Annotated in this window: 33 protein-coding genes; 8 read left to right on the top strand and 25 right to left on the bottom strand. The window is 61.5% G+C overall.

Translation table 11 applies throughout. The features are described 5' to 3' along the window. Nucleotides 1-6 precede the first annotated feature (6 nt). The 3 genes from DVR09_RS13380 to DVR09_RS17670 are packed head-to-tail and all read right to left on the bottom strand — an operon-like array spanning nucleotide 7 to nucleotide 2,817. Complete coding sequence (locus tag DVR09_RS13380) at nucleotides 7-1,632, bottom strand: AMP-binding protein (protein ID WP_115417417.1); 1,626 nt, start codon at nucleotides 1,630-1,632, stop codon at nucleotides 7-9. 9 nt (nucleotides 1,633-1,641) lie between these two features. Beyond that, complete coding sequence (locus tag DVR09_RS17675; protein ID WP_234041458.1) at nucleotides 1,642-2,046, bottom strand: dehydroquinate synthase/iron-containing alcohol dehydrogenase family protein; 405 nt, start codon at nucleotides 2,044-2,046, stop codon at nucleotides 1,642-1,644. Between the two features lie 18 nt (nucleotides 2,047-2,064). Next, complete coding sequence (locus DVR09_RS17670) at nucleotides 2,065-2,817, bottom strand: iron-containing alcohol dehydrogenase (RefSeq protein ID WP_234041457.1); 753 nt, start codon at nucleotides 2,815-2,817, stop codon at nucleotides 2,065-2,067. Nucleotides 2,818-2,937: 120 nt separating this feature from the next. On the opposite strand from DVR09_RS17670, the gene DVR09_RS13370 reads away from it, so the two are divergent. Beyond that, on the top strand, nucleotides 2,938-4,101 hold the full coding sequence (locus tag DVR09_RS13370) for a CaiB/BaiF CoA transferase family protein (protein WP_234041456.1): 1,164 nt from the start codon (nucleotides 2,938-2,940) through the stop codon (nucleotides 4,099-4,101). A 19-nt stretch (nucleotides 4,102-4,120) separates the two neighbouring features. On the opposite strand, the gene DVR09_RS13365 is transcribed toward DVR09_RS13370, so the two are convergent. The 9 genes from DVR09_RS13365 to leuC all read right to left on the bottom strand — a co-directional run bounded on the left by DVR09_RS13365 (nucleotide 4,121) and on the right by leuC (nucleotide 10,463). After that, entirely contained in the window at nucleotides 4,121-4,903 is a 783-nt protein-coding gene (locus DVR09_RS13365) for an NUDIX hydrolase (protein WP_174223754.1), read from the bottom strand. Nucleotides 4,904-5,297: 394 nt separating this feature from the next. After that, entirely contained in the window at nucleotides 5,298-5,627 is a 330-nt protein-coding gene (gene grxD / locus DVR09_RS13360) for a Grx4 family monothiol glutaredoxin (protein ID WP_115417415.1), read from the bottom strand. A gap of 37 nt (nucleotides 5,628-5,664) precedes the next feature. Beyond that, nucleotides 5,665-5,898, bottom strand: coding sequence for a BolA/IbaG family iron-sulfur metabolism protein (locus DVR09_RS13355; protein ID WP_115417414.1), 234 nt, complete (start codon nucleotides 5,896-5,898; stop codon nucleotides 5,665-5,667). 4 nt (nucleotides 5,899-5,902) lie between these two features. Beyond that, a complete protein-coding gene (locus tag DVR09_RS13350; RefSeq protein WP_115417412.1) occupies nucleotides 5,903-6,229 on the bottom strand; it encodes a DUF1476 domain-containing protein in 327 nt (108 codons plus the stop codon). Nucleotides 6,230-6,376: 147 nt separating this feature from the next. Next, complete coding sequence (locus DVR09_RS13345; RefSeq protein ID WP_115417411.1) at nucleotides 6,377-7,375, bottom strand: NADPH:quinone oxidoreductase family protein; 999 nt, start codon at nucleotides 7,373-7,375, stop codon at nucleotides 6,377-6,379. Continuing rightward, nucleotides 7,372-7,977: a 3-isopropylmalate dehydratase small subunit gene (gene leuD, locus DVR09_RS13340; protein WP_115417409.1), complete on the bottom strand. Its 606-nt coding sequence runs from the start codon at nucleotides 7,975-7,977 to the stop codon at nucleotides 7,372-7,374. The genes DVR09_RS13345 and leuD overlap by 4 nt, the downstream gene beginning before the upstream one ends. Next, nucleotides 7,977-8,813, bottom strand: a complete 837-nt coding sequence (locus tag DVR09_RS13335; protein ID WP_115417407.1) for an N-acyl homoserine lactonase family protein — start codon at nucleotides 8,811-8,813, stop codon at nucleotides 7,977-7,979. The genes leuD and DVR09_RS13335 overlap by 1 nt, the downstream gene beginning before the upstream one ends. A gap of 26 nt (nucleotides 8,814-8,839) precedes the next feature. Continuing rightward, a complete protein-coding gene (locus tag DVR09_RS13330) occupies nucleotides 8,840-8,998 on the bottom strand; it encodes an isopropylmalate isomerase (RefSeq protein WP_115417406.1) in 159 nt (52 codons plus the stop codon). A 13-nt stretch (nucleotides 8,999-9,011) separates the two neighbouring features. Next, entirely contained in the window at nucleotides 9,012-10,463 is a 1,452-nt protein-coding gene (gene leuC / locus DVR09_RS13325) for a 3-isopropylmalate dehydratase large subunit (protein WP_115417404.1), read from the bottom strand. A gap of 91 nt (nucleotides 10,464-10,554) precedes the next feature. Between leuC and DVR09_RS13320 the strand changes: the two genes are divergently transcribed. The 3 genes from DVR09_RS13320 (at nucleotide 10,555) to DVR09_RS13310 (ending at nucleotide 11,964) form a co-directional block, all read left to right on the top strand. Continuing rightward, a complete protein-coding gene (locus DVR09_RS13320; RefSeq protein ID WP_115417403.1) occupies nucleotides 10,555-10,980 on the top strand; it encodes an acyl-CoA thioesterase in 426 nt (141 codons plus the stop codon). A gap of 50 nt (nucleotides 10,981-11,030) precedes the next feature. Continuing rightward, nucleotides 11,031-11,549: a sterol desaturase family protein gene (locus DVR09_RS13315; protein ID WP_115417973.1), complete on the top strand. Its 519-nt coding sequence runs from the start codon at nucleotides 11,031-11,033 to the stop codon at nucleotides 11,547-11,549. A gap of 85 nt (nucleotides 11,550-11,634) precedes the next feature. Further along, on the top strand, nucleotides 11,635-11,964 hold the full coding sequence (locus DVR09_RS13310; RefSeq protein ID WP_115417402.1) for a hypothetical protein: 330 nt from the start codon (nucleotides 11,635-11,637) through the stop codon (nucleotides 11,962-11,964). 27 nt (nucleotides 11,965-11,991) lie between these two features. Here the strand turns inward: DVR09_RS13310 and DVR09_RS13305 are convergent, their stop codons facing one another. The 13 genes from DVR09_RS13305 to DVR09_RS17390 all read right to left on the bottom strand — a co-directional run bounded on the left by DVR09_RS13305 (nucleotide 11,992) and on the right by DVR09_RS17390 (nucleotide 16,412). After that, nucleotides 11,992-12,150: a YqaE/Pmp3 family membrane protein gene (locus DVR09_RS13305; RefSeq protein ID WP_115417400.1), complete on the bottom strand. Its 159-nt coding sequence runs from the start codon at nucleotides 12,148-12,150 to the stop codon at nucleotides 11,992-11,994. A gap of 72 nt (nucleotides 12,151-12,222) precedes the next feature. Beyond that, nucleotides 12,223-12,573, bottom strand: a complete 351-nt coding sequence (locus tag DVR09_RS13300) for a YbaN family protein (protein ID WP_115417398.1) — start codon at nucleotides 12,571-12,573, stop codon at nucleotides 12,223-12,225. Between the two features lies 1 nt (nucleotide 12,574). Then, on the bottom strand, nucleotides 12,575-12,982 hold the full coding sequence (locus DVR09_RS13295; protein ID WP_115417397.1) for a SufE family protein: 408 nt from the start codon (nucleotides 12,980-12,982) through the stop codon (nucleotides 12,575-12,577). 41 nt (nucleotides 12,983-13,023) lie between these two features. Continuing rightward, nucleotides 13,024-13,200, bottom strand: a complete 177-nt coding sequence (locus tag DVR09_RS17395) for a hypothetical protein (RefSeq protein ID WP_174223753.1) — start codon at nucleotides 13,198-13,200, stop codon at nucleotides 13,024-13,026. After that, nucleotides 13,197-13,436, bottom strand: a complete 240-nt coding sequence (locus tag DVR09_RS13290) for a hypothetical protein (RefSeq protein WP_115417395.1) — start codon at nucleotides 13,434-13,436, stop codon at nucleotides 13,197-13,199. The genes DVR09_RS17395 and DVR09_RS13290 overlap by 4 nt, the downstream gene beginning before the upstream one ends. A gap of 31 nt (nucleotides 13,437-13,467) precedes the next feature. Continuing rightward, nucleotides 13,468-13,740 (bottom strand): hypothetical protein, encoded by a 273-nt coding sequence (locus tag DVR09_RS13285; RefSeq protein ID WP_115417394.1) that lies wholly within the window; start codon nucleotides 13,738-13,740, stop codon nucleotides 13,468-13,470. After that, nucleotides 13,737-14,051 (bottom strand): hypothetical protein, encoded by a 315-nt coding sequence (locus tag DVR09_RS13280; RefSeq protein ID WP_115417392.1) that lies wholly within the window; start codon nucleotides 14,049-14,051, stop codon nucleotides 13,737-13,739. The genes DVR09_RS13285 and DVR09_RS13280 overlap by 4 nt, the downstream gene beginning before the upstream one ends. Beyond that, nucleotides 14,051-14,359 (bottom strand): hypothetical protein, encoded by a 309-nt coding sequence (locus DVR09_RS13275; RefSeq protein WP_115417390.1) that lies wholly within the window; start codon nucleotides 14,357-14,359, stop codon nucleotides 14,051-14,053. Before DVR09_RS13275 ends, DVR09_RS13280 begins: the two co-directional genes overlap by 1 nt. Beyond that, the gene (locus DVR09_RS13270; RefSeq protein WP_115417388.1) at nucleotides 14,359-14,667 is read right to left on the bottom strand and encodes a hypothetical protein; all 309 of its coding nucleotides are present in this window, start codon (nucleotides 14,665-14,667) and stop codon (nucleotides 14,359-14,361) included. Before DVR09_RS13270 ends, DVR09_RS13275 begins: the two co-directional genes overlap by 1 nt. Nucleotides 14,668-14,691: 24 nt before the next feature. Further along, on the bottom strand, nucleotides 14,692-15,069 hold the full coding sequence (gene pspC, locus DVR09_RS13265) for an envelope stress response membrane protein PspC (RefSeq protein ID WP_115417387.1): 378 nt from the start codon (nucleotides 15,067-15,069) through the stop codon (nucleotides 14,692-14,694). Beyond that, nucleotides 15,066-15,362, bottom strand: coding sequence for an envelope stress response membrane protein PspB (pspB, locus tag DVR09_RS13260; protein ID WP_115417385.1), 297 nt, complete (start codon nucleotides 15,360-15,362; stop codon nucleotides 15,066-15,068). Before pspB ends, pspC begins: the two co-directional genes overlap by 4 nt. A 4-nt stretch (nucleotides 15,363-15,366) precedes the next feature. Further along, on the bottom strand, nucleotides 15,367-16,257 hold the full coding sequence (gene pspA / locus DVR09_RS13255; RefSeq protein WP_370459236.1) for a phage shock protein PspA: 891 nt from the start codon (nucleotides 16,255-16,257) through the stop codon (nucleotides 15,367-15,369). A gap of 2 nt (nucleotides 16,258-16,259) precedes the next feature. After that, a complete protein-coding gene (locus tag DVR09_RS17390) occupies nucleotides 16,260-16,412 on the bottom strand; it encodes a hypothetical protein (RefSeq protein ID WP_174223752.1) in 153 nt (50 codons plus the stop codon). Between the two features lie 167 nt (nucleotides 16,413-16,579). Between DVR09_RS17390 and pspF the strand changes: the two genes are divergently transcribed. From pspF to DVR09_RS13235, 4 genes are all read left to right on the top strand, one after another. Continuing rightward, nucleotides 16,580-17,608 carry a phage shock protein operon transcriptional activator gene (gene pspF, locus DVR09_RS13250; RefSeq protein ID WP_115417384.1) on the top strand — a complete coding sequence of 343 codons (1,029 nt, stop codon included), beginning with the start codon at nucleotides 16,580-16,582 and terminating at the stop codon, nucleotides 17,606-17,608. A gap of 136 nt (nucleotides 17,609-17,744) precedes the next feature. Continuing rightward, nucleotides 17,745-18,323 carry a ribosome maturation protein RimP gene (rimP, locus tag DVR09_RS13245; RefSeq protein ID WP_115417382.1) on the top strand — a complete coding sequence of 193 codons (579 nt, stop codon included), beginning with the start codon at nucleotides 17,745-17,747 and terminating at the stop codon, nucleotides 18,321-18,323. Beyond that, nucleotides 18,323-19,987 (top strand): transcription termination factor NusA, encoded by a 1,665-nt coding sequence (gene nusA / locus DVR09_RS13240; protein WP_115417380.1) that lies wholly within the window; start codon nucleotides 18,323-18,325, stop codon nucleotides 19,985-19,987. Before rimP ends, nusA begins: the two co-directional genes overlap by 1 nt. Next, on the top strand, nucleotides 19,968-20,693 hold the full coding sequence (locus tag DVR09_RS13235; RefSeq protein WP_115417378.1) for a DUF448 domain-containing protein: 726 nt from the start codon (nucleotides 19,968-19,970) through the stop codon (nucleotides 20,691-20,693). Before nusA ends, DVR09_RS13235 begins: the two co-directional genes overlap by 20 nt. The last annotated feature ends 16 nt before the right edge of the window (nucleotides 20,694-20,709 follow it).

Below are 20,709 nucleotides of genomic sequence, written 5' to 3'. Positions count from 1 at the left end.
GACGGTTCATTCGCCGAAACTTTCGCGCCTGACGCGCAGGCCCGCGGCTTCACGGTCCCAAGTGTCTTCGGTGATCCCTTCCGCCCTCAGTTCGGTTTTCATGACCTTCGCCGAAGGCGTTTTGGGTAGTTCGTCGAGCAGACGAATGTATCTGGGCACCATGAAATACGGCATGGTATCGATCAGGAATTCGGCCAGTTCGCGCGGATCGATCGCTTGGCCGGGAACCGGTGCGACGACCACCATGACCTCGTCTTCCGAATACTCGCTGGGGACGGCAATGGCAGCGGCTTCACGCACCGCCGGGTGACGACACACATCGGCTTCGACTTCGAAAGAGGAGATATTCTCGCCCCTGCGGCGGATGGCGTCCTTCACGCGGTCGACGAAATAGAAATAGCCATCCTCGTCGCGGCGAAAGGCGTCTCCGGTATGAAACCATCCGTTGCGCCAGGCTTCTGCGGTGGCCTCGGGATTGGCGTTATAGCCGCTGTTCATTGCCCACGGACGATCGGTGCGGACCAGCATTTCGCCGATTTCGCCGACCGGAACTTCGCAATCGTTCTTGTCGACCAGCCGCACCTCGACGCCACTTCGGGGCTTCCCGCAGGTGCCGATCTTGGTCGGGTTCGCTTCGGACACGACCGGAGATGAAATCTCCGTCATGTTGAAGATCGTATAGATGTCGATGCCAAACCGTTCGGTGAAGGCGGGCGCGTCTCCGGTCAGTGGCACCATGAAAGCCTTCTTGACCGTGTGATCGCGATCTGCCGGGCCCGGTTCGGCTTTCAGCAGGAAGGTGGCCATGACGCCCAACAGAAAGACCACGGTCGATTTGGTCGATTTGGCCACCGCCCAGAATTCGTCGGTCGAGAAATTGTCGATCATCGCCACCGAACCGCCACGGGCGAGCATGACGAAGGGCGGCCCCATCCCGCCGATATGGAAGATGGGGGCAACGCACATATAGCGATCGTCCTCGCCCACCATCGGCCAGGATTCGGGGCCGGCATTGGAGAACATGTGCAGATAGGAGGACAGGACCCCCTTGGACGGCCCCGTGGTGCCGGAGGTGTAGATGATCGACTGGATGTCCCACGGTTCGATCGGCCGTTCCAGCGGGAGGGGGTCCTGCGGATCGCCCGAAAGGCTGCCGAACGCCGTGACCGGCCGCGGTGCGGAAGATGGCTGGTTGTCCGTCGTCACCACCAACCTCTCCACCTTGGCGAGATCGATTTCCGACAGGCGAGGAAGCAAGTCCGGATGTACCAGGAGGAAGCGGGCACCCGAATTCGCGATCACGTGCTGCAACAGGCTGCCGCGATAGGCCGTGTTGAAGGGCACGAACACTGCGCCGATATAGTTGATCGCATAAAAGGCGATCAGCGCTTCCCGTCCGTTGGGCAGCCACACGGCAACGTGTTCTCCCTGCCGAACGCCGAGTTCGCGAAGGCCGGCGGCCTTGGCGCGGACCTTCTCCTGCAATTCGCCGAAGGTCCATTCCTCTCCGTCCGCAAAGACGACATGCGCCTTGTCGGTCCGCTCGTCCGCCCATTTGTCGAGCAGGTATCGCAGGACACACTCGTCGCGGTTCGGAACGCGTGGATCGGTGAAATCGCGTTGTTTGGTCATACCGCCCCCTCAAGCTGCCAGATTCAGGATTTGCATTACGTCGTCGGCGGTTCTCACCGGGCGCGGATTGGTCCGGCCCCAGATGTCGAGCAGCGTGTATTCGGCGATTTGCCGGAATTGCGCCTGGTCCACTCCGACCTCGCCCAGCGTGCGGGGCATGCCGAGCCCGCGAATGAAGGCGTCCAGCGCTTGTGCCGCGGTAGGATGCGTGTTGCCGAGAATGGCCAGCGTGCGATGCTGGCGGCTATCGTCATATTCCGCATTCCATTGGAGGACGTAAGGCGCCATGACGCACGAACAGTGGCCGTGCGGCACATCGCATGTCCCGCCCAGAATGTGGCCGATCGCGTGACTGGCCCCATCGGCACGCCCCCGATGATACTGATCATCGATTGCCAGGCGCCAATCTGGCATTTCAGGCGCGCCTCCAGATCATTCGGATCGGCTTTGACCCGGGGAGGCCTTCGACCAGCAGTTTGAGCGCGCTTTCGGCAAGCCCATCGGCGAAATCGTTGGATTTGTCGGAGGACAGCGTTTCGATGGCATGGTCCACCGAACGAACGCCGGTGGAAAGCCAGAGCCATGCGGGGTGTGCATCGTGATCGCGGGGTCCAGCACCACCATGACCGGTGCCATGTCGCGATGCTCGTAGGCCTGCTTGTGCTGGGTGCCTTCGTCGGTACAGCCCGAAAGAGCGTTGAATTCCCCGCCGGATAATGTGGTCGGCACGCAGATGACCGGAATGTCGGGGCCAACCGTGATCGGATTGATGACCTCGCCCTCTTCGCTGACATAGGTGCGCAGGGGTTCGAAATCCTCCACCGTGCGGACGTCATGCTTGACGAGCAGGCTGACGATCTTGGCCGCATCGGTCGCCGACCCGCCGCCGATCGATACGATAAGATCGGCACCGGCATCACGCGCGGCCTCGGTGGCTGCAAGCACATCGGCGCGCGGGGCGTGCGGTGCTATGCCGCTGAACGTCCCCGCATGGCGCGAGCCGAGGGCCTTCTCGATCTTGGAGATTTCCTCGGTCTTCTCCCTCAGGGTAGAGGAGGCGATGAGAAATACTTTCCGGCAATTCATGGCCTGTGCTTGATCCAGCAGGGCATCTGCCGCCGGTTGGCCCATGGTGACACGTTCGGTTCGGGTGAACCGTAGCTCGCTGGGTATGACGCTTCCCATCTCGAATCCTCTCCTCTGTCGATGCCCGCTTTTCGCGGGTCGTCTTTTGGAATAGTGACAGGCAAAGCATATACTGGCTAGTATATTTTTCAACTTACGGGAATATTCTTGGGAGACGACATGAGCGAAATGCAGGCCGATGCGGTCAATTCGGAGGCGAAGGGGCCGATGCCTCTGGCCGAGATGAGGGTTCTCGAATTCTCCGGGCTGGGGCCTACCCCGTTCGGGGCGATGCTGCTCGCCGATCTCGGAGCCGAATGCATTCGCATTCAACGCGCCGGAACGATCAATCCATTGGGCGGAGATGCCAAATTCGATTTCGTTTTCCGGGGAAGACCCACCATCTCGCTCGACCTCAAATCGGAAGGGGGGCGTGATCTGGTCCTCGACCTCGTCCGCAAAGCCGATGTTCTCATCGAAGGCTATCGCCCCGGCACGATGGAGCGCCTGGGGTTGGGTCCCGACGAGTTATGCAGCCTGAACGAACGGCTGATTTATACGCGCATGAGCGGGTGGGGGCAGGATGGGCCGCTCAGCCGGAAAGCCGGGCACGACATCAATTATCTTGCTCTGAGCGGCGGGCTCTTTCCGATCGGGCCGTTTGACGGCCCGCCGACACCGCCACTCAATCTCGTCGGGAATTTCGGCGGCGGCGGCATGTTCCTTGCCATGGGAGTGCTGGCCGCGCTGCAAGAACGCCAAAGGTCCGGCATGGGGCAGGTGCTCGACGTCGCCATGATAGACGGAATCAGCGTCCTGATGACGCAATTGGCCGGCTGGATGCAGATGGGTCAGTGGTTTCCCGGTCGAGGGGGAAACCTCCTCGATGGAAGCGCCTATTTCTATCGCTGCTATGGAACCGCCGATGAACGCCATATCGCGGTTGGCGCGCTGGAAAAACCGTTTCACGATGCGTTCATTGCGGGTCTCGGCTTGCGGACGGAGGATTTTCCCGACCATCTGAACCCACGGCATTGGCCCGACCGTGCCGCATCGATCGCGTCCATCATCAAGAGGCGACCGATGCGGGAATGGGAAACGCGGTTTGCCGATCGCGATGCCTGCGTAACACCCGTTCTCACGCTTCAAGAAGCCGCGACGAGCACGACGAATGATACCCGCGGTTCGCTGATTTCCGGAAAGGCGGCTTTCCAGCCGCGTCCTGCACCGCGATTTTCCCGATCGCCTGTGCGGACACCCCCGGAAACGGTCGAGGAGGCCGCGGATGTGCGGGCCGTTCTCGAACGGTGGGGTGTGGCCGGGACGGCGAACCTGCCCGCCTAGGGGCTGATATATTCGCTCTTCAGCTACGCGCGACCGTTGTCAGGGGTTCTGCCGTAACAGGATAGCCGAGATCTTCGCCGATCTCGAGCCAGGTCTTCCCGTCGCGTTCGCCCATATGGGGCGTGATCGTGCGCACTGGGATAGCCTCGGCCTGCGCCTTGGCCTCGGCGAAGCTGTCGAACTGCGCGAGCCGCTCGAGATTGCGGCGGGTAGGGAAAATGATCTTGATGTCGCCCTTCTCCGCCGCGTCGAGCGCCCCTTGGGCGGTGGTCCAGAAAAGATGCGTGTTTTCCGAAAGATCGGCCTCGATCTCGACCGCGCCGGTGCCCAGATCGGCAAGGTAGAAACGCGTATCGTACACGCGCGGAATATTCTCGTTTTTCGGAAACCAGCGGGCGAAAGGCACAAGCTGGTCGAGCTCCAGTTCCCAGCCGAAATGATCGAGCACCGGCGAGAGTTCGCCGGTCTCCTGCAGGAAATCGCGGGCCGCACGCGCCTTTGCAGCGTCGATCTCGCCGGACAGGCCGATGACCAGGCCCGTTTCTTCCAGCGTTTCGCGCACCACCGCCACTTGATGGGCGGCTTCCTCCGGGTCCAGCGGGCCGCCCACTGCGGCACCGAGATCGAAATCGGCCGGATCCACCCGCCCGCCGGGAAAAACCGCCATACCCCCGGCAAAGACCATTTCGCGCGAACGGATGGTCATCAGGAGCTGCGGAGGACCGCCTTGCGGGGCATTGCGAAAGATGACCACAGTTGCTGCGGGGATGCCCTCGGACCCGGTATCGCTTTGCTCACTCATGTTCACGTAGTGGCCGGAGGCGGGCGCATTGCCAAGGGCAAAGGTATCGCGATACTGTCGACATTCTTTACATTAAGCGATACGCCGAAAAGGGCGTTAAGCATATCATTCGCGGAATTCGTCCGACTTCCCGATTTTGGCATACCCTGTGCATTCTATCCGTACGTCCCGTTCAGATCTTCAAACGGGGGTGTCAGCCCAAAGGTCTCCAAACCCGACACCCGAGACGCATAAAGGCCCGCACGGAAGTCTAACCGTGCGGGCCTTACCCGTTTGGGTCTCAGGGCGAATGGTTCGAAGGGGACAGAGGCGAGGCGTGTCGCCACCCATGGAACCCTACGAAGGCAATTACCCCATATAGCTTTGGATCGAGCCGTCTCGCGGGCGGAAAAGATCAGGACGCTTTGGCGACCTGCTTGTCGTCCATCATCTGCTGAAGCTCGCCAGCCTCGAACATCTCCATCATGATATCGCTACCGCCGACGAATTCGCCCTTCACATAGAGCTGGGGAATGGTCGGCCAGTCCGAATAGCTCTTGATGCCCTGGCGGATTTCCATGTCCTGAAGGACATCGACACTGTCATAGGCGACACCGCAATGGTCGAGAATCGCCACCGCGCGGCTCGAAAAGCCGCATTGCGGAAACAGCGGGGTGCCCTTCATGAAGAGGACGACATCGTTGCCGCCGACGATATCGGCGATGCGCTGGTTGGTGTCGGACATCGGGTCCGTCCTTTATATAGAATTTGACCTGTCGGGTTCAGGTGGGGGCTTGAGTTGTCAGTTGCAAGGCGTGCAGTTCGCCGCCCATTCGCTCTCCGAGGGCATCGTAAACCAGCTTGTGCTGCTTAACTCGAGTGAGCCCCGCGAATTGCGGAGCCGTGACCTTCGCAGCCCAGTGATCGTTATCGCCTGCCAGATCGCGCATTTCCACGACCGCGCCCGGAAGTGCCTCTTCGATCAGCGTCACGATGTCGTCCGCAGCCATCGGCATTGTGTCAGTTCCGCTCGCTCATGAACTGGCGGCGCGCCTCGATGGCGCATTCTTCCAGCTTCGCGCGGATGTCGGATTCGCTTACATCGCATTCGGCAGCCGTGAGATCGCCCAGCAGTTTGCGGATCACGTCTTCGTCGCCCGCTTCCTCGAAGTCCGCCTGCACGACCGCCTTTTTATAGGCATCCGTCTCTTCCTGGGTCAGGCCCATCTTCCCGGCGGCCCATTCACCGACCAAGCGATTGCGGCGGGCGGCGATTTTGAAAGCATTTTCCTCGTCGAAAGCGAACTTGGCTTCCTCGCCGCGCTCGCGATCCTTGAAATCGGTCATGTCAGTCCTCTCGGGATGGAATCTTGCGAGGCCGGAATAGGCGCGGGCGGCGTGTGAAACAAGAGATGAGTCCCCGCCAAGGCGCGGCTTGCAACAATCCCGCGCCATGCGAACCGGATATTCTCGCCGCCGCAGCAGCGGAAACAGCTATTCCATCGTGACGACGAGCTTGCCGATAGCGCCCCGGTTCTCCAGCTTCGCGATGGCTTCATGCGCGCGCTCGATGGGGTAGGTTTCGCTTACCAGAGGCTCGATCTTGCCGGCCTTCCACAGATCGAAGAGTTCCTCGATATTCGCCTGGTTGCGTTCAGGTTCGCGCGCCGTGAAGGCGCCCCAGAACACACCCCGGATGTCGCAGCTCTTCAACAGGGTCAGGTTGAGCGGCATCTTGGCGATTCCCGCCGGAAACCCGACGACGAGGAAGCGGCCTTCCCAGGCGATCGAACGCAGCGCGGGTTCGGAATAGTCGCCGCCAACGATGTCGTAGACGATATCGGCACCGTTCGGACCGACCGCCGCCTTGAAGTCGCCTGCAAGCTGTTTGGAAGTGTCCTTGTCGAAAGGTGCGCGTGGGTAGATCACGACTTCGTCGGCCCCCGCCTTCCTGGCAACTTCGCCTTTCTCCTCGGTCGAGACCGCTGCCACCACGCGGCAACCATAGGCCTTGGCCAGTTCGACCGCCGACAGGCCGACACCGCCCGCGGCGCCCAGCACGAGTACGGTCTCGCCTTCCTTGATCTCGCCGCGATCCTTGAGCCCGTGAATGGTCGTACCGTAAGTCATCAGCAGGGCGCTGGCTTTCACCAGGTCGATCCCGTCGGGCACCTTGAACAGGCGGGCGGCTGCCACGGCGACCTTTTCCTGCAAGCCGCCATTGCCGACGCCGCACATGACCTTGTCGCCCACGGCGAAGCCTTCGACCCCTTCGCCCAGTGCCTCGATGGTGCCGGAAATTTCGCCCCCCGGCGCAAAAGGACGGGATGGCTTGAACTGATACAGATCGCGAATGATCAGCGTGTCGGGAAAATTGATTGCGCAGGCAGCGACCTTGACCAAAACCTCACCCTTGCCGGGCGTCGGCTCGTCGATATCCTCGACGACGAGGGTTTCCGGGCCACCGACTTCCTTTGAAAGGACTGCCTTCACGCTGCATCTCTCCTGCTTGGTTTATCGAGCCAGGGCATGGCGCCCTCGCGCATTTGTTCGTGTTTCGTGATCGCGCTCTCGCTGCCGAGCGTCAGGCCGATTTCGTCGAGCCCTTCGAGCAGGCAGCGCTTGCGGAACGGGTCGATCTGGAAGGTGAAGCGGTCCTGAAACGGGGTCGTGACGACCTGGTTTTCGAGGTCGATCGCGATTGGCTGATCCTTCGCGACCTCGAGCAGGCGGTCGACCTGTTCCTGCGGCAATTCGACTGCAAGGATGCCGTTCTTGAAGGCATTGCCCGCGAAGATGTCGGAAAAGCTCGGCGCGATGACCGCGGTCAGACCCATGTCGAGCATGGCCCATGCCGCATGTTCACGGCTCGACCCGCAGCCGAAATTGTCGCCCGCGATAAGGATCGGCGCATGGGCGAAATCCTCCACGTCGAAGGGATTGCCGGGGGCCGCGCGGATCGTTTCGAACGCACCCTTGCCAAGGCCTTCGCGGCTGACGGTCTTGAGCCAGTGCGCGGGAATGATCACGTCGGTATCGATATTCTTGAGGCCGAGCGGAATCGCGCGGCCTTCGATGGTCGAGACAGCTTTCATTATCTGGCGCTCTTGGGAAAGGTGGGCAGCCGGTCGAGATGGCGGGGATCGTGCTGGATCACGATGGTCGCATCGAGATTGTCGGCCATCTGGTCGAACCGGTGGAACGATGCGAGCGTGTCCGCGCGGTCGGTATTGAAGACAGGGACGCCCTTGTTTTCGATCTGCTCTTCGAAATGATAGAGATCGCCGGTGAGCATGTAGGTGCCCGATTGCGGGAGCTCGACCACAAGCGATTTATGCCCCGGCGTGTGGCCGTGCATCGCCACCATACGCACGGAACCGTCGCCGAACACGTCGTGATCGGCGGCAATACGCGTCACTTTACCACTGGCACCGTCGGCAAGCCATGGGGCGAGCTGGGCACGGGTTGCTTCCATCCGGCCCGAAGCGACGGCTTCCGCATCGCCGCGCCCGATCAGCAGCTCTGCATCGGGAAAGCCCGCCGCCTGGCCTATGTGATCGTCATGATAGTGGCTTATACCGACGAAAGTGATGTCGGACGGTGTCAGCTCGATTTCGGCGAGTTGCTCCGCAATGGTCTTGTCGATGCTCAGCGTGAAAACCCACTGTGTCGTGCTGGTACCCTTCAGCGCCGCGGGCAGGCCGGTATCCCACAAGAGATACCTGTCGCCGTTGCGTATCAGGTAACAGCTATCCGCCAGGATGCGGGCTTCGCCATCGTAGAGATGCGTGTCGGAAAACGGTGCGGTGTCGCTGAGTTCGATCGTGCCGCAATCGAGCCGCCACATCTCGATGTCCGGTTCGGTTTGTGCCGCGGCCGGCATGCCAAGGCCCGCCAGCAGCGTGGCCAGCAAAATTGATTTCGGCGACATGTTTCTCTCCCCCTTGGCGTGCGAACTCAATCGGTTTCGGGATTCTCCCCCGAGGGAATAGGCCCCGGCTGTTTCGGGGCGTTCTTCCTTTCCTTGCGCTTGTTCGCATAGAGCAGGGCTGCGGCGACGGCGGCGGAGCCGATGGCTCCGGCGATAGCGGCTTTTCCGGAAAGCTTTTTGGTCATGTTCCCTCAATGGTTAGCCGTCATCGGCTTGGCAAGGGGGCAGCTTGCGTACATCGGTGAGGCGCCCGGTGACAGCGGCGGCGGCGGCCATGGCGGGGCTGACGAGATGCGTTCGCGCCCCCGGCCCCTGGCGGCCGACGAAATTGCGGTTGCTGGTCGAAGCGCAGCGTTCGCCCGGCGGGACCTTGTCCGGGTTCATCGCGAGACAGGCGGAACAGCCCGGTTCGCGCCATTCGAACCCCGCATTCGTGAAAATGCGATCGAGTCCCTCGGCTTCCGCCTGTCGCTTCACAAGCCCCGAACCGGGCACCACGATGGCCCAGCGCACGCTCGGCGCCTTGGTGCGGCCGTTCAGCACTTCCGCGGCGGCGCGCAAATCTTCGATCCGGCTGTTGGTGCAGCTTCCGATAAAGATGTTCTCGACCGCGATGTCCTCGATCAGCGTTTCAGGCGCGAGGCCCATGTAATCGAGGCTTTTCCTGGCTGCCTCCTGCTTGGATGGATCCGCGAAACTGTCGGGGGAAGGGACGCGGCCGCCCACGGGCACGACGTCTTCGGGGCTCGTGCCCCAACTGACCGTCGGCTCGACATCGGCGGCATCGATGACGATCGACTTGTCGAAGGTCGCCCCCTCGTCGGTGGCGAGGGAACGCCACCATTTCACGGCACGATTCCAGTCCTGGCCCTTGGGCGCGTAGGGCTTGCCTTCGAGATAGGCGAACACCTTGTCGTCGGGCGCGATCAGGCCGGCGCGCGCACCGCCTTCGATGCTCATATTGCAGACGGTCAGGCGGCCCTCGACGCTCATCTCCTCGAAAACACGCCCGCGATATTCGATCACATGGCCCGTGCCGCCAGCGGTTCCGATCACGCCGATGATGTGCAGGATCAGATCCTTCGGAGTAACGCCGGGGCCGAGCGTGCCTTCGACGCGCACCTCCATCGATTTCGACTGGCGTAGCTGGAGAGTCTGCGTGGCGAGCACATGCTCGACCTCGCTCGTTCCGATGCCGAAGGCCAGCGCCCCCACGCCGCCATGCGCGGCGGTGTGGCTGTCGCCGCAGACGATGGTCGCGCCCGGCAGCGAAAAGCCTTGCTCCGGCCCGACGACGTGAACGATTCCCTGCTCGGGCGCGACCGCATCGATATAGTCGATGCCGAAAGACGGTGCGTTGCGTTCCAGCGCGGCAAGCTGCGCGGCGCTTTGCGCATCCTCGATCGGAAGCCGCGATCCGTCCGCCGCCACGCGCGCCGTCGTGGGCAGGTTATGGTCGGGAACGGCAAGGGTAAGATCGGGACGCCGCACCCTGCGACCTGCGAGGCGCAGCGCCTCGAAGGCTTGCGGGCTGGTGACCTCGTGAACGAGGTGGCGGTCGATATAGATCAGGCAGGTTCCGTCATCGAGCCGTTCGACAACGTGGCTGTCCCAGATCTTCTCGTAGAGTGTGCGCGGTTTGCTGGCCATCGGGGCGGAGTGTGCGGCAGCTTTGCCACGCCTGCAAAAAGGCAAATCCAGAGTCTTCCAAACTTAACCTATCTCTGCTCTATTAACAGACATGTCAGCAAAGCCATTTTCCTTCCCGATCAAAGTGATTCCCTCGGACATCGACTTCATGGGGCACGTGAACAATGCGCGCTATCTGAACTGGGTGCAGGATACGGTTCTGGCGCACTGGCAAAAGCTGGCCCCCGCGGAAGAGGTGGCCAGCAAGGCCTGGGTCGCGCTGAAACACGAAATCACCTACCGGAAACCCGCGTTTCTCGATGACGAGGTGATCGCCGAAACGGTGCTCGAGAAGATCGCCGGCGCGCGCAGTTTCTATAACACGGTGATCCGCCGCGGCGAGGATGTGCTCGCCGAGGTGAAAAGCATGTGGTGCTGCATCGATGCCGAAAGCCTGCGGCCTGCGCGCATCAGCCGCGATGTGGCGGAAACCTTCTTTGGTCTTCCGCGCAAGCAGGAACCCTTTGCCGACGAATAGTGCTTGCAAGTGGGCTTTGCCTGCGAGGCGATAGCCTTTATACCGACATCATGGATTTCCTGGTTCCCGCCCTTCTCGTGCTCGCCACCATTTTCGCGATGGAATGGGTGGCGTGGGCAAGCCACAAATACATCATGCATGGTTTCGGCTGGGGCTGGCACCGCGACCATCACGAGCCGCACGATAACATGTTCGAAAAGAACGATCTCTACGCTATCGTGGGCGCGGCGATGAGCATTTCGATGTTCGCGCTGGGCAGCGAGTGGGTGATGGGGAAAAATGCTTGGTGGCCGGGCACGTGGATCGGCCTCGGCATCCTGTTTTACGGCGTCATTTATACCTTGGTGCATGATGGGCTCGTCCATCAGCGCTATTTCAGATGGGTCCCGAAAAAGGGATATGCCAAGCGTCTGGTTCAGGCGCATAAGCTGCATCATGCAACTGTCGGCAAGGAAGGCGGGGTGAGCTTCGGCTTCGTTTTCGCGCGCGATCCGGCCAAGCTGAAAGCGGAACTCAGGCGCCAGCGCGAAGCGGGAATCGCCGTGGTCCGCGAAAGCGCCGGAGCCTGAGCCCATCTCCGACCCGCTCGACCTGTCCGGCGATTGGGATGGCAGCTTCAGCTATCCCGGAGGCCTGGCAATCACGCCGTTTCGTGTGCGTATATCGGACAAGGGCGGACGGTTTTCCGGTTCGGTGATCGAACCGGATTTGTTCCAGCCAGAACGGACAATCGGTGCCGAGATTTCCGGCCATCGCCAGGGCCGATCGGTCGATTTCACCAAGACCTATATCGATCCTGTGGAAGGCTACGAAAATCCGGTCGACTATGTCGGGCAGCTCTCCGGCGATGGAATGGTCGTCTCGGGAGTGTGGAGCCTGTTCGATATGAACAGGACATTCGAAATGTACCGCGAGGAGCAGGTGGCGGCCATGGAAAAGGCCGAGACCGCGCAAACGGTCCCGGCCTCGGGAATGCTCTTCTAGGTTTAACCGACCATATCTTGCGCAGGGTTACTTCGCGTAATTGACGTACAGCCCGTGAATCAGGCCCGGAATGAAGCCGAGCAGCGTGAGCACGAGGTTCAGAAGCGTCGTCCCGCCGAGGCCGTGTTTCAGGGCAACACCGAGCGGGGGCAGCAAGATGGTCGCGATCAGAATGAGAATTGCCATTGAGGGTGTCCTTTCGTCTACCCTCCCGTCGTTCGTCAATTCAACGGCTTAGAAGCTGCCCGGTTCCGGGAGTTACTCGTTGCGCGTTGCGATCCAGCCCCCGCAGATGACGAGTATGGCTATGGATATCCAGTACCAGGGATGGCCCAGCGTGTACCATGTGAACACCGCACCGGTCGCCATGGCGCCGATCGCCATGGTCTTGGCGCGGCGACTGATCGCGCGGCGTTCGCGCCAATCCTGCACCTGCGGGCCCCAATGCGGATGGTCGAGAATTTTCTGTTCGAGCTCCGGGCTCGACCGGGCAAAGAAATAGACGGCGAGCAAGAGGAACGGCACTGTCGGTACGATCGGCAGCGCCGCCCCGACCGCGCCCAATCCCAGCGCGGCGAAGCCCAGACCCTTATAGACCGGGCGCTTCATATCATCGCGCTGCGATGCGCGCGGCGTGTTCTTTCACCAGTGCGATCATATTGGGCACGCCTTGGGTGCGGTTGCTGGAAAGCTGGTTCTTGAGGTCGAAGGGTTCGAGCGCCGCGGCGATATCCATTTGCGCGACTTCGCCTGCGGGCTTGTCCTGCACGGCGGAAATAACCAAGGCTACGATCCCTTTCGTGATCGCGGCATTGCTGTCGGCCAGGAAATGCAGTTTCTCCTCGGTGCCGGTGGGATATACCCAGACCTGCGCGCTGCAGCCCCGCACCAGAGTGGCATCGGTCTTGAGCGCTTGCGGCATGTCTTCAAGCTCGCGGCCAAGCTCGATCAGAAGCCGATAGCGTTCGTCGGCCTCGAGAAATTCGTATTCTTCGGCAATGTCGGAAAGTGTGCGCATAGCGCGCCCTTAGCGGGCTGGTCGGCAAGCGTCCATCGGCCTCAGCCGGACAGGCCGCCGGGACGGGTGAAGGCGTAATATACCACATAGAACCAGCCGAAAAAGCCGTGGATCGCGGCCCAGATGATCGATTTGTGCAAGCCCCAACTGATCGCGACCGCGATGGCGCTGCCGAGGCCGATACCCGCTCGCGCGGCGTCGGTTCGCGCGACGCTCACAGATCCACTCCGCTTGCGATCGCTTCGAGCTTCTTGATCCGCTCCTTCAAGTCGGAAAGCTCGATGCGTGCGGCACCGATCGATGAACCGCCATCGTGTTCCTCACTGGCGCGGGTGCGTTCCAGTTCCTGGCGTTTCAGGGCAAGCCAGCCATGCCAGGCCCTGAGCAGCGCACCCGCGACGATGGTCAGACCGACCAGCGATGCGCCTGCGATTATCATTGTCGGTTCGAACATCACCTCATGTCCTCCTTGAACCCTGCCGCCCTCAATCCGCCTGCTTGTCGCGCAGGGCTTCGATTTCGGCGGCGATCCTCTTCGTTTTGCGGGCATCGAGCGAATTGCTGTCGGTCGCAATTCGTTCGAGAACCTTGATCCGTTCGCGCAGTTCCTCGATCTCGCGCCTTGTTTCGGCATCGTCGGATGCTGCACGGCTTTCATTCCCGTATTCATCGGTCACGATACCGTGCCTTGCGCGGTTCCACTGGGTTACACCCCAGACCAGGATCGCGATAATGGCAACGATTACCCAGCCGCTCATTGCGTGCACTCCTGCGGCGCGGTGCGGTCCTCGATCTCCTGCAGGTCGCGCAATTCCTCGATCTGCGACGCGAGCGCGTGATTGCTGTCGGTCGCGATCCGCTCGAGCACGCGGATGCGCTCTTCGAACTTGCGGAAGTCGGCATTGCCGACTGTGGTCTGCAATGCTCTGGCCTGCTCGATCTCGGCCTTCAGTTCGAGCTTGCGCTCGTCATGCCGGATAGTGCGGCGATGGATGAGGTGCGCAGTTCGGGTCGCGAGTATCACCATCACCAGAATGAAGCCGAAGATGAGGAGAAGATCGGGATCCATCAGTTCACCTCCTCGCGCTCACGAAGTCGGTCGATCTCGTGGGTCAGCTGATAACCGCTGTCGGTCACGATGCGTTCGACATTGCCGAGCCGATCCTTGAGCGAGCCGAGCTCTGCGCGCAGTTCGGCATTCTCCTGGGTCAGCAGCTTCACGCGTTCCACGGCCTGGTCGTTTTTCGGGTAGACAGCCTTGCCCCAGCTGTTTTCGAGCGGGTAGCCGTTCTTGATCCGCATCCAGGTGGTAACCACCCAGCCCGTGGCCATTATGGCGACGCCGGAGATGATCGCGGTTTCGGTCAGGAATTCCATTACGCTCTTTCCCCCTGCTTGATGTCCAACGGTACGCCGCCATCGCGTTCCTCGACAGAGCGCTGGTCGCGCAGCGCTTCGATCTGGGTCGCCACGTCGTAGCCCTTGTCGGTCACGATACGCTCGAGGACGCGAACCCGATCTTCGAGGTCCTGCACCTTGCTGGCGTATTGCGCGGCCTTTTCGGCGGTAGCCTGGGCGGTGGTCTGGACGTTCATTTGCGCAAGCTTCTGCTGATGCTTGGTCCAAATCGCCACAATCGGGATCATCAGCGCGATGATCGGGACGAATACGCCGATATTTTCCATGGTTCCTCCCCCTTCCTGATGGCCTTAGCGGAGGCGTTCGATTTCAGCGGTCAGCCGCGGATTGCTGCTGACGTAAAAGGTCTCGACATCGGCCAGACGGCGATCGACATCCTTCATCCGGGCGCGGATTTCGCGGGCCGTGCGTTTCGGATTCTGACGGACGCGCTGCCAATATTTGCTCTCGTCATGATCGACATAGAGGTGCGGTGGCTTCTTGTTCAGCAGCAGACCGGCAATGAAGTAGAACGGTATGGTCGAACCGCCGGACATGAAGGTCAGGCCGAGGAAGCCCAGGCGGACCCAGAACACGTTGACGCCGGTATAATCCGCGATGCCCGAGCAGACGCCCATCAGTTTCGCATTCTGCTTGTCGCGGTAGAGCGTGGTACGGGGGCTGTTCACTTGGATGCTCCTTTTTTCTCGGCCATCAGCTGTTCGAGTTCGCGCAGCTGCTGATTGTCCTGCTCGCTGTCATGGACGAGGCGGGCGGGACGAAATTCGGGATTGTCGCTGGCGACTAGGCGCTCGACCGTGTCCATGCGGTCGTCGAGACGTTTGGCGAGGCTGTAGAGCTCTTCGAGCAGGGCCTCGTCATCGGTGGTGATGGTGGCCGAAGTCTTCCACTTGGTGATATAGTGGAGGATGATCCACGGAAGCCCGATAAAGATTGCGGGGATGATGATGATCTCTTCCATGGGCTCAGTCCTCCTTGTCGGCGCTGCTCTTGCCGAGCGCCTTTTTCATCTGTTCGAGTTCGTCGTCGATCGCATCGGCGCCCTCCAGCGCGGCGATCTCGTCCGACAGGCTCGGCTTGTCCGATTTGTCGGCAATGCTCAGCGCATCGGCGCGCCCTTCGGCATAGTCGACCCGGCGCTCGAGCTGGTCGAAGCGCGATAGGGCATCGTCGACGCGTTCGTTGGTCATCAGGCTGCGCAGCTTCACGCGGTTCTCCGCACTTTCGAGCCGGGCGGCGATGGCCGTCTGACGGCTGCGTGCTTCGCGCAACCGGTTCTGCAGCTTCTGAATGTCCTGTTCATAGGCCCGCAGCGCATCGTCGAGGACGGCAATTTCCTGCTTGAGCTGCTCGCTCATGTCGGCCGCCTTCTTCTTCTCGACGAGCGCGGCGCGGGCGAGGTCCTCGCGGTCCTTCGAAATGGCAAGCTGCGCCTTCTCGTTCCAGTCGATCTGAAGCTTGTCGAGCTTGACCGAGTGGCGATGCATTTCTTTCTGGTCAGCAATCGTGCGCGCGGCACTGGCGCGGACCTCGACCAGCGTCTCCTCCATCTCGAGGATGATCATGCGGATCATCTTCTGGGGGTCGTCCGCCTTATCGAGCATGTCGTTGAAATTGGCTGCGATAATATCGCGAGTACGGCTAAAAATGCCCATCAATGGTGCTCCACTGGAAAAAAAGTCCGATCCCTTGGACCGTCCGCCGTCGCGGGTCGGAGTCGGGGAGCGGCGCAACCGTTCTACCTCTTCCTCGATACGCGACAAGCGGGGGCGGGCCGAAGCGCCTTCGGCATTGTTGCCGTTGGGACTGTCGGGGGAGATGCGCTCCGGCCCTAGGGGATCGTGGTCGGGAGGCAAAGTCATGCAATCTCGACCTGTTCGTATGCCGCCACGACGGGTGTGGGTGTGGTAACCGCGATCTGCGAACTCAGCAGAACGAAAGTGGCCATTGCCGCAATGCTGGCAATGGCAGCCTGTCCAAGCTGGCTGCGGAAAAAGCTGCGGTTGTACATTTGGGTTACCTCCCTGGGGCCATGTGGCGGTGTTGCTGTTGTCCAATATTCAGCAAAGCTCGTGCCAAACTGGGAAAAACGCGGAAAACCAACAGTTTTAGGATTTTTCCGAACTCACGGATTGGTTCTTATTGCCAAGCATTGGGAAATTTCCCTATATCTTGGTCATGGAGCGGGAAAATCAGTTTATCGGCCAATCGGGTGCCTTTCTCGATGCGGTCGAGCGGGCAAGTCGTGCGGCACCTATGCGGCGGCCGGTTCTCGTCATAGGCGAACGGGGGACCGGCAAGGAACTGATCGCCGAACGCCTTCATCGTCTTTCCACCCGGTGGGACGAGCCGCTGGTGGTCATGAACTGCGCCGCCTTGCCCGAAACACTGATCGAGGCCGAATTGTTCGGTCACGAAGCCGGGGCTTTTACCGGTGCTACCAGAGTGCGGGCGGGACGGTTCGAAGAAGCCGACAAGGGGACGCTATTTCTCGACGAACTGGGCACTTTGTCCATGGGCGCGCAGGAAAGGCTGCTGCGCGCCGTGGAATATGGGGAAGTGACGCGGATCGGGTCGAGTCGGCCCACGCGGGTCGATGTGCGTATCGTCGCGGCCACCAATGAGGACTTGCCCGCCAAGGCCGCTCGCGGGGATTTTCGCGCCGACCTGCTCGATCGGCTCAGCTTCGAAGTCATCACCTTGCCGCCCCTGCGTGTGCGGGATGGGGACGTTGCCGTCCTGGCCGACTATTTCGGCCGTCGCATGGCGGCGGAACTCGGCTGGGAAGGGTGGCCAGGATTCGCGCCGCACGTTGCCGAGCAGCTCGAAAAGCATGATTGGCCCGGCAATGTTCGCGAGCTGCGCAATGTGGTCGAACGGGCGACATATCGCTGGGACGATTGGGGCCAACCTATCGGACACGTCGTGTTCGATCCCTTTGACAGCCCCTGGAAACCCGCAGGACTTCCGCCGAGCGGCGAGAGGGCGGGCATTGCGGCGACCGCGGCACAGCCCGCGCTGCAAGGCACCGATTACGAGAGTATCGACGACCTGCGCGCGGCGGTCGATGCGCATGAAAGGCAGATCGTCGAATTTGCGCTGGGCAAGCATCGCTGGAACCAGCGACAGACCGCCAAGGCGCTGGGGCTGACTTACGACCAACTACGCCATTGCATCAAAAAGCATGCTCTCGCCGATGATGGCTGATCGTCGCTTGCTTTTCGAGGGACTCGCGCCTATCTGACTTCCCATCCCGACATTGTCGTGACACTGGAGGGGCTGGCGCCGCAAGGGGCCGGCACGAAACGCCGTAGGCGCATTGAACGCGTATTCTGGAGATTGAATGGCCGATCTGGCACGCTTGACCGAAGTGATCGAACCCGAGGCAAAGGCGCTCGGCTTCGAGCTCGTGCGCGTCAAGATGATGCCCTCCGAAGCCGGTGACGGCGGTGAGGCGTTGCAGATCATGGCCGAGGATCCGGCGACCGGCCAGCTCGTCATCGAGCAATGCGCCGCGCTTTCGCGCCGTGTATCCGACCGGATCGACGAGATCGAGGAAGCCGGTGAGGTGCTGATCGAAGGCGCTTACCATCTCGAGGTATCCAGCCCCGGCATCGACCGTCCGCTGACCCGCGCGAAGGACTTCGCTGCATGGGCAGGGCACGAGGCCAAGATATCGATGGTCAAGGGCTATGACGGGCAGCGTAACATGCGCGGCGAATTGAAGGGCATCGACGGCGATATGGTCGCCATCGACGACCGAAAGGCGGGGGAGGTATCCATCCCCCGCGATCAGATCCATTCGGCGAAGCTCGTCTTGACCGACGCGCTTATTGCCGCCACCCAGCCGCTCGATACGAGCGGTGCCGACGAAATCGTCGAAACTCCCGACATTCCTGACGAAGAAAAGGCAGACGACTGATGGCCAGTGCCATTTCCGCCAACAAGGCTGAACTCCTCGCGATCGCCAACTCGGTCGCTTCGGAAAAGATGATCGACAAGGCGATCGTCATCGAGGCGATGGAAGAGGCGATTCAGAAATCTGCCCGCAACCGTTACGGCGCGGAAAACGATATCCGCGCCAAGCTCGACCCGCAAACCGGCGATCTGCGCCTGTGGCGTGTGGTCGAAGTGGTCGAAGAAGTGGAAGATTACTTCAAGCAGGTCGACCTCAAACAGGCGCAGAAGCTTCAGGACGACGCCAAGATCGGCGACTTCATCGTCGATCCGCTGCCGCCGGTCGATCTGGGCCGCATCGACGCGCAGAGCGCGAAGCAGGTGATCTTCCAGAAGGTCCGCGATGCCGAGCGCGAGCGCCAGTACGAAGAGTTCAAGGACCGCGCGGGCGAAGTCATCACCGGCGTGATCAAGTCGGTCGAATTCGGCCATGTGATCGTCAATCTCGGCCGCGCCGAAGGCGTCATCCGCCGCGATCAGCAGATCCCGCGCGAAGCCGCCCGTGTGGGCGAACGTGTCCGTGCGCTGATCACTAAGGTCGAACGCAACAATCGCGGTCCGCAAATTTTCCTCAGCCGCGCGCATCCCGACTTCATGAAGAAGCTGTTCGCGCAGGAAGTGCCCGAAATCTACGACGGCATCATCGAGATCAAGGCCGCCGCTCGCGATCCCGGCAGTCGCGCCAAGATCGGCGTGATCAGCCATGACAGCAGCATCGATCCCGTCGGCGCCTGCGTCGGCATGAAGGGTAGCCGCGTCCAGGCAGTCGTGCAGGAGCTGCAGGGCGAGAAGATCGACATCATTCCCTGGTCGGAAGATGGCGCGACCTTTATCGTGAACGCGCTCCAGCCGGCCACTGTCAGCCGCGTGGTTCTCGACGAGGAAGACGGCCGCATCGAAGTGGTCGTTCCCGACGATCAGCTCAGCCTCGCCATCGGCCGCCGCGGCCAGAACGTGCGCCTCGCCAGCCAGCTGACCGGCAACCAGATCGATATTATGACCGAGGAAGAGGCCTCGGAGAAGCGCCAGAAGGAATTCGCCGAGCGTTCGAAGATGTTCGAAGAGGAACTCGATGTCGATGAAACGCTCTCGCAGCTACTCGTCGCCGAAGGTTTCGCCGAGCTGGAAGAAGTCGCCTATGTCGAGCTGGAAGAGCTCGCCGGGATCGAAGGTTTCGACGAGGAACTGGCCGAAGAACTCCAGAGCCGTGCGCAGGAAGCGATCGACCGCCAGGAGGCTGCGCACCGCGAGGCACGCCGCGAACTTGGGGTCGAAGACGATCTGGCCGAATTGCCGCATCTTACCGAGGCGATGCTGGTCGTGCTCGGCAAGGCGGGCCTGAAAACGCTCGACGATGTGGCCGATCTGGCAACCGACGAGTTGATTCAGAAGAAGCGCGAAGCGCCGCGCCGCCGCAACAATTCCGATGGCCCGCCGATGCGCCGCGACCGTCCCATGCGCGAGCAGGACAAGGGCGGCGTGCTGGGCGAATTCGGGCTGACCGAAGAGCAGGGCAACGAGATCATCATGGCTGCCCGCGCGCATTGGTTCGAAGACGAAGAGGAAGCTCCGGCCCCCGCCGAGACGACCGATACGCAGGAGGCCGCCGATGCGGACTCCACCCAATGAGCGCCTGACGTCCGACATCGCTGAAGCCCCACGGCCCCGTAAAACGGAGCCTGAAAGGCGCTGCATCCTCTCCGGGGAGACGGCCCCGCGCGACACGCTCGTGCGATTGGTGGCCTCGCCCGCTGGACTGGTGCTGCCCGATGCGCAGGAAAAGGCGCCCGGGCGCGGCGCCTGGATCGGGGTTTCGCGCGACGAACTCGCCGAGGCCCAGGCCAAAGGCAGGTTGAAGGGCGCGCTTTCGCGGGCCTTCAAAACAAGCGACCTCGAACTGGCGGAAAACCTGCCAGAGCTGATCGAGAATGCGCTCACGCGTGTCCTGCTCGACCGGCTGGGTCTCGAAATGCGCGTGGGAAGTCTTATCTTGGGCACCCAGCGCATCGCCGAAACGGCGCGCGGCGGGGCGGTCGCCCTCCTGTTGCACGCCCGCGACGCGAGCGAGGACGGGCGCAAGAAGCTCGACCAGGCCTGGCGCGTGGGGCGCCAATCGGAAGGGTCGGGCGAACGCGGTCTCGAACTGCCTCTGGACCGGGACGCTTTGTCTGTGGCATTGGGCCGCGACAATGTCGTCCATCTGGCGCTTGCCGATGAAGCCGCGGCAGCGAGGGTGATGAAGGCCCTTGCGCGCCTTACGCACTATTTGGGGCACGACCTGCCCGCCGCTGATGGGCGCGTTTCCGCACGCGCCGATGACGAATTGAACGATTGAGACGAAGAGAAACGAG

It is taken from the genome of Erythrobacter aureus (assembly GCF_003355455.1).
GTDB lineage: Bacteria > Pseudomonadota > Alphaproteobacteria > Sphingomonadales > Sphingomonadaceae > Qipengyuania > Qipengyuania aurea.
Note: the sequence above shows the minus strand (reverse complement) of the source record. Positions and strands in the feature narration are given on the sequence as shown.

Coding starts and splice junctions, on each gene's coding strand:
- DVR09_RS13380 (WP_115417417.1), bottom strand. CDS start 1,632: ATGACCAAACAACGCGATTTCACCGATCCACGCGTTCCGAACCGCGAC.
- DVR09_RS17675 (WP_234041458.1), bottom strand. CDS start 2,046: ATGCCAGATTGGCGCCTGGCAATCGATGATCAGTATCATCGGGGGCGT.
- DVR09_RS17670 (WP_234041457.1), bottom strand. CDS start 2,817: ATGGGAAGCGTCATACCCAGCGAGCTACGGTTCACCCGAACCGAACGT.
- DVR09_RS13370 (WP_234041456.1), top strand. CDS start 2,938: ATGAGCGAAATGCAGGCCGATGCGGTCAATTCGGAGGCGAAGGGGCCG.
- DVR09_RS13365 (WP_174223754.1), bottom strand. CDS start 4,903: ATGAGTGAGCAAAGCGATACCGGGTCCGAGGGCATCCCCGCAGCAACT.
- grxD (WP_115417415.1), bottom strand. CDS start 5,627: ATGTCCGACACCAACCAGCGCATCGCCGATATCGTCGGCGGCAACGAT.
- DVR09_RS13355 (WP_115417414.1), bottom strand. CDS start 5,898: ATGCCGATGGCTGCGGACGACATCGTGACGCTGATCGAAGAGGCACTT.
- DVR09_RS13350 (WP_115417412.1), bottom strand. CDS start 6,229: ATGACCGATTTCAAGGATCGCGAGCGCGGCGAGGAAGCCAAGTTCGCT.
- leuD (WP_115417409.1), bottom strand. CDS start 7,977: ATGAAAGCTGTCTCGACCATCGAAGGCCGCGCGATTCCGCTCGGCCTC.
- DVR09_RS13335 (WP_115417407.1), bottom strand. CDS start 8,813: ATGTCGCCGAAATCAATTTTGCTGGCCACGCTGCTGGCGGGCCTTGGC.
- DVR09_RS13330 (WP_115417406.1), bottom strand. CDS start 8,998: ATGACCAAAAAGCTTTCCGGAAAAGCCGCTATCGCCGGAGCCATCGGC.
- leuC (WP_115417404.1), bottom strand. CDS start 10,463: ATGGCCAGCAAACCGCGCACACTCTACGAGAAGATCTGGGACAGCCAC.
- DVR09_RS13320 (WP_115417403.1), top strand. CDS start 10,555: ATGTCAGCAAAGCCATTTTCCTTCCCGATCAAAGTGATTCCCTCGGAC.
- DVR09_RS13315 (WP_115417973.1), top strand. CDS start 11,031: ATGGATTTCCTGGTTCCCGCCCTTCTCGTGCTCGCCACCATTTTCGCG.
- DVR09_RS13305 (WP_115417400.1), bottom strand. CDS start 12,150: ATGGCAATTCTCATTCTGATCGCGACCATCTTGCTGCCCCCGCTCGGT.
- DVR09_RS13300 (WP_115417398.1), bottom strand. CDS start 12,573: ATGAAGCGCCCGGTCTATAAGGGTCTGGGCTTCGCCGCGCTGGGATTG.
- DVR09_RS13295 (WP_115417397.1), bottom strand. CDS start 12,982: ATGCGCACACTTTCCGACATTGCCGAAGAATACGAATTTCTCGAGGCC.
- DVR09_RS13290 (WP_115417395.1), bottom strand. CDS start 13,436: ATGTTCGAACCGACAATGATAATCGCAGGCGCATCGCTGGTCGGTCTG.
- DVR09_RS13285 (WP_115417394.1), bottom strand. CDS start 13,740: ATGAGCGGCTGGGTAATCGTTGCCATTATCGCGATCCTGGTCTGGGGT.
- DVR09_RS13280 (WP_115417392.1), bottom strand. CDS start 14,051: ATGGATCCCGATCTTCTCCTCATCTTCGGCTTCATTCTGGTGATGGTG.
- DVR09_RS13275 (WP_115417390.1), bottom strand. CDS start 14,359: ATGGAATTCCTGACCGAAACCGCGATCATCTCCGGCGTCGCCATAATG.
- DVR09_RS13270 (WP_115417388.1), bottom strand. CDS start 14,667: ATGGAAAATATCGGCGTATTCGTCCCGATCATCGCGCTGATGATCCCG.
- pspB (WP_115417385.1), bottom strand. CDS start 15,362: ATGGAAGAGATCATCATCATCCCCGCAATCTTTATCGGGCTTCCGTGG.
- DVR09_RS17390 (WP_174223752.1), bottom strand. CDS start 16,412: ATGTACAACCGCAGCTTTTTCCGCAGCCAGCTTGGACAGGCTGCCATT.
- pspF (WP_115417384.1), top strand. CDS start 16,580: ATGGAGCGGGAAAATCAGTTTATCGGCCAATCGGGTGCCTTTCTCGAT.
- rimP (WP_115417382.1), top strand. CDS start 17,745: ATGGCCGATCTGGCACGCTTGACCGAAGTGATCGAACCCGAGGCAAAG.
- nusA (WP_115417380.1), top strand. CDS start 18,323: ATGGCCAGTGCCATTTCCGCCAACAAGGCTGAACTCCTCGCGATCGCC.
- DVR09_RS13235 (WP_115417378.1), top strand. CDS start 19,968: ATGCGGACTCCACCCAATGAGCGCCTGACGTCCGACATCGCTGAAGCC.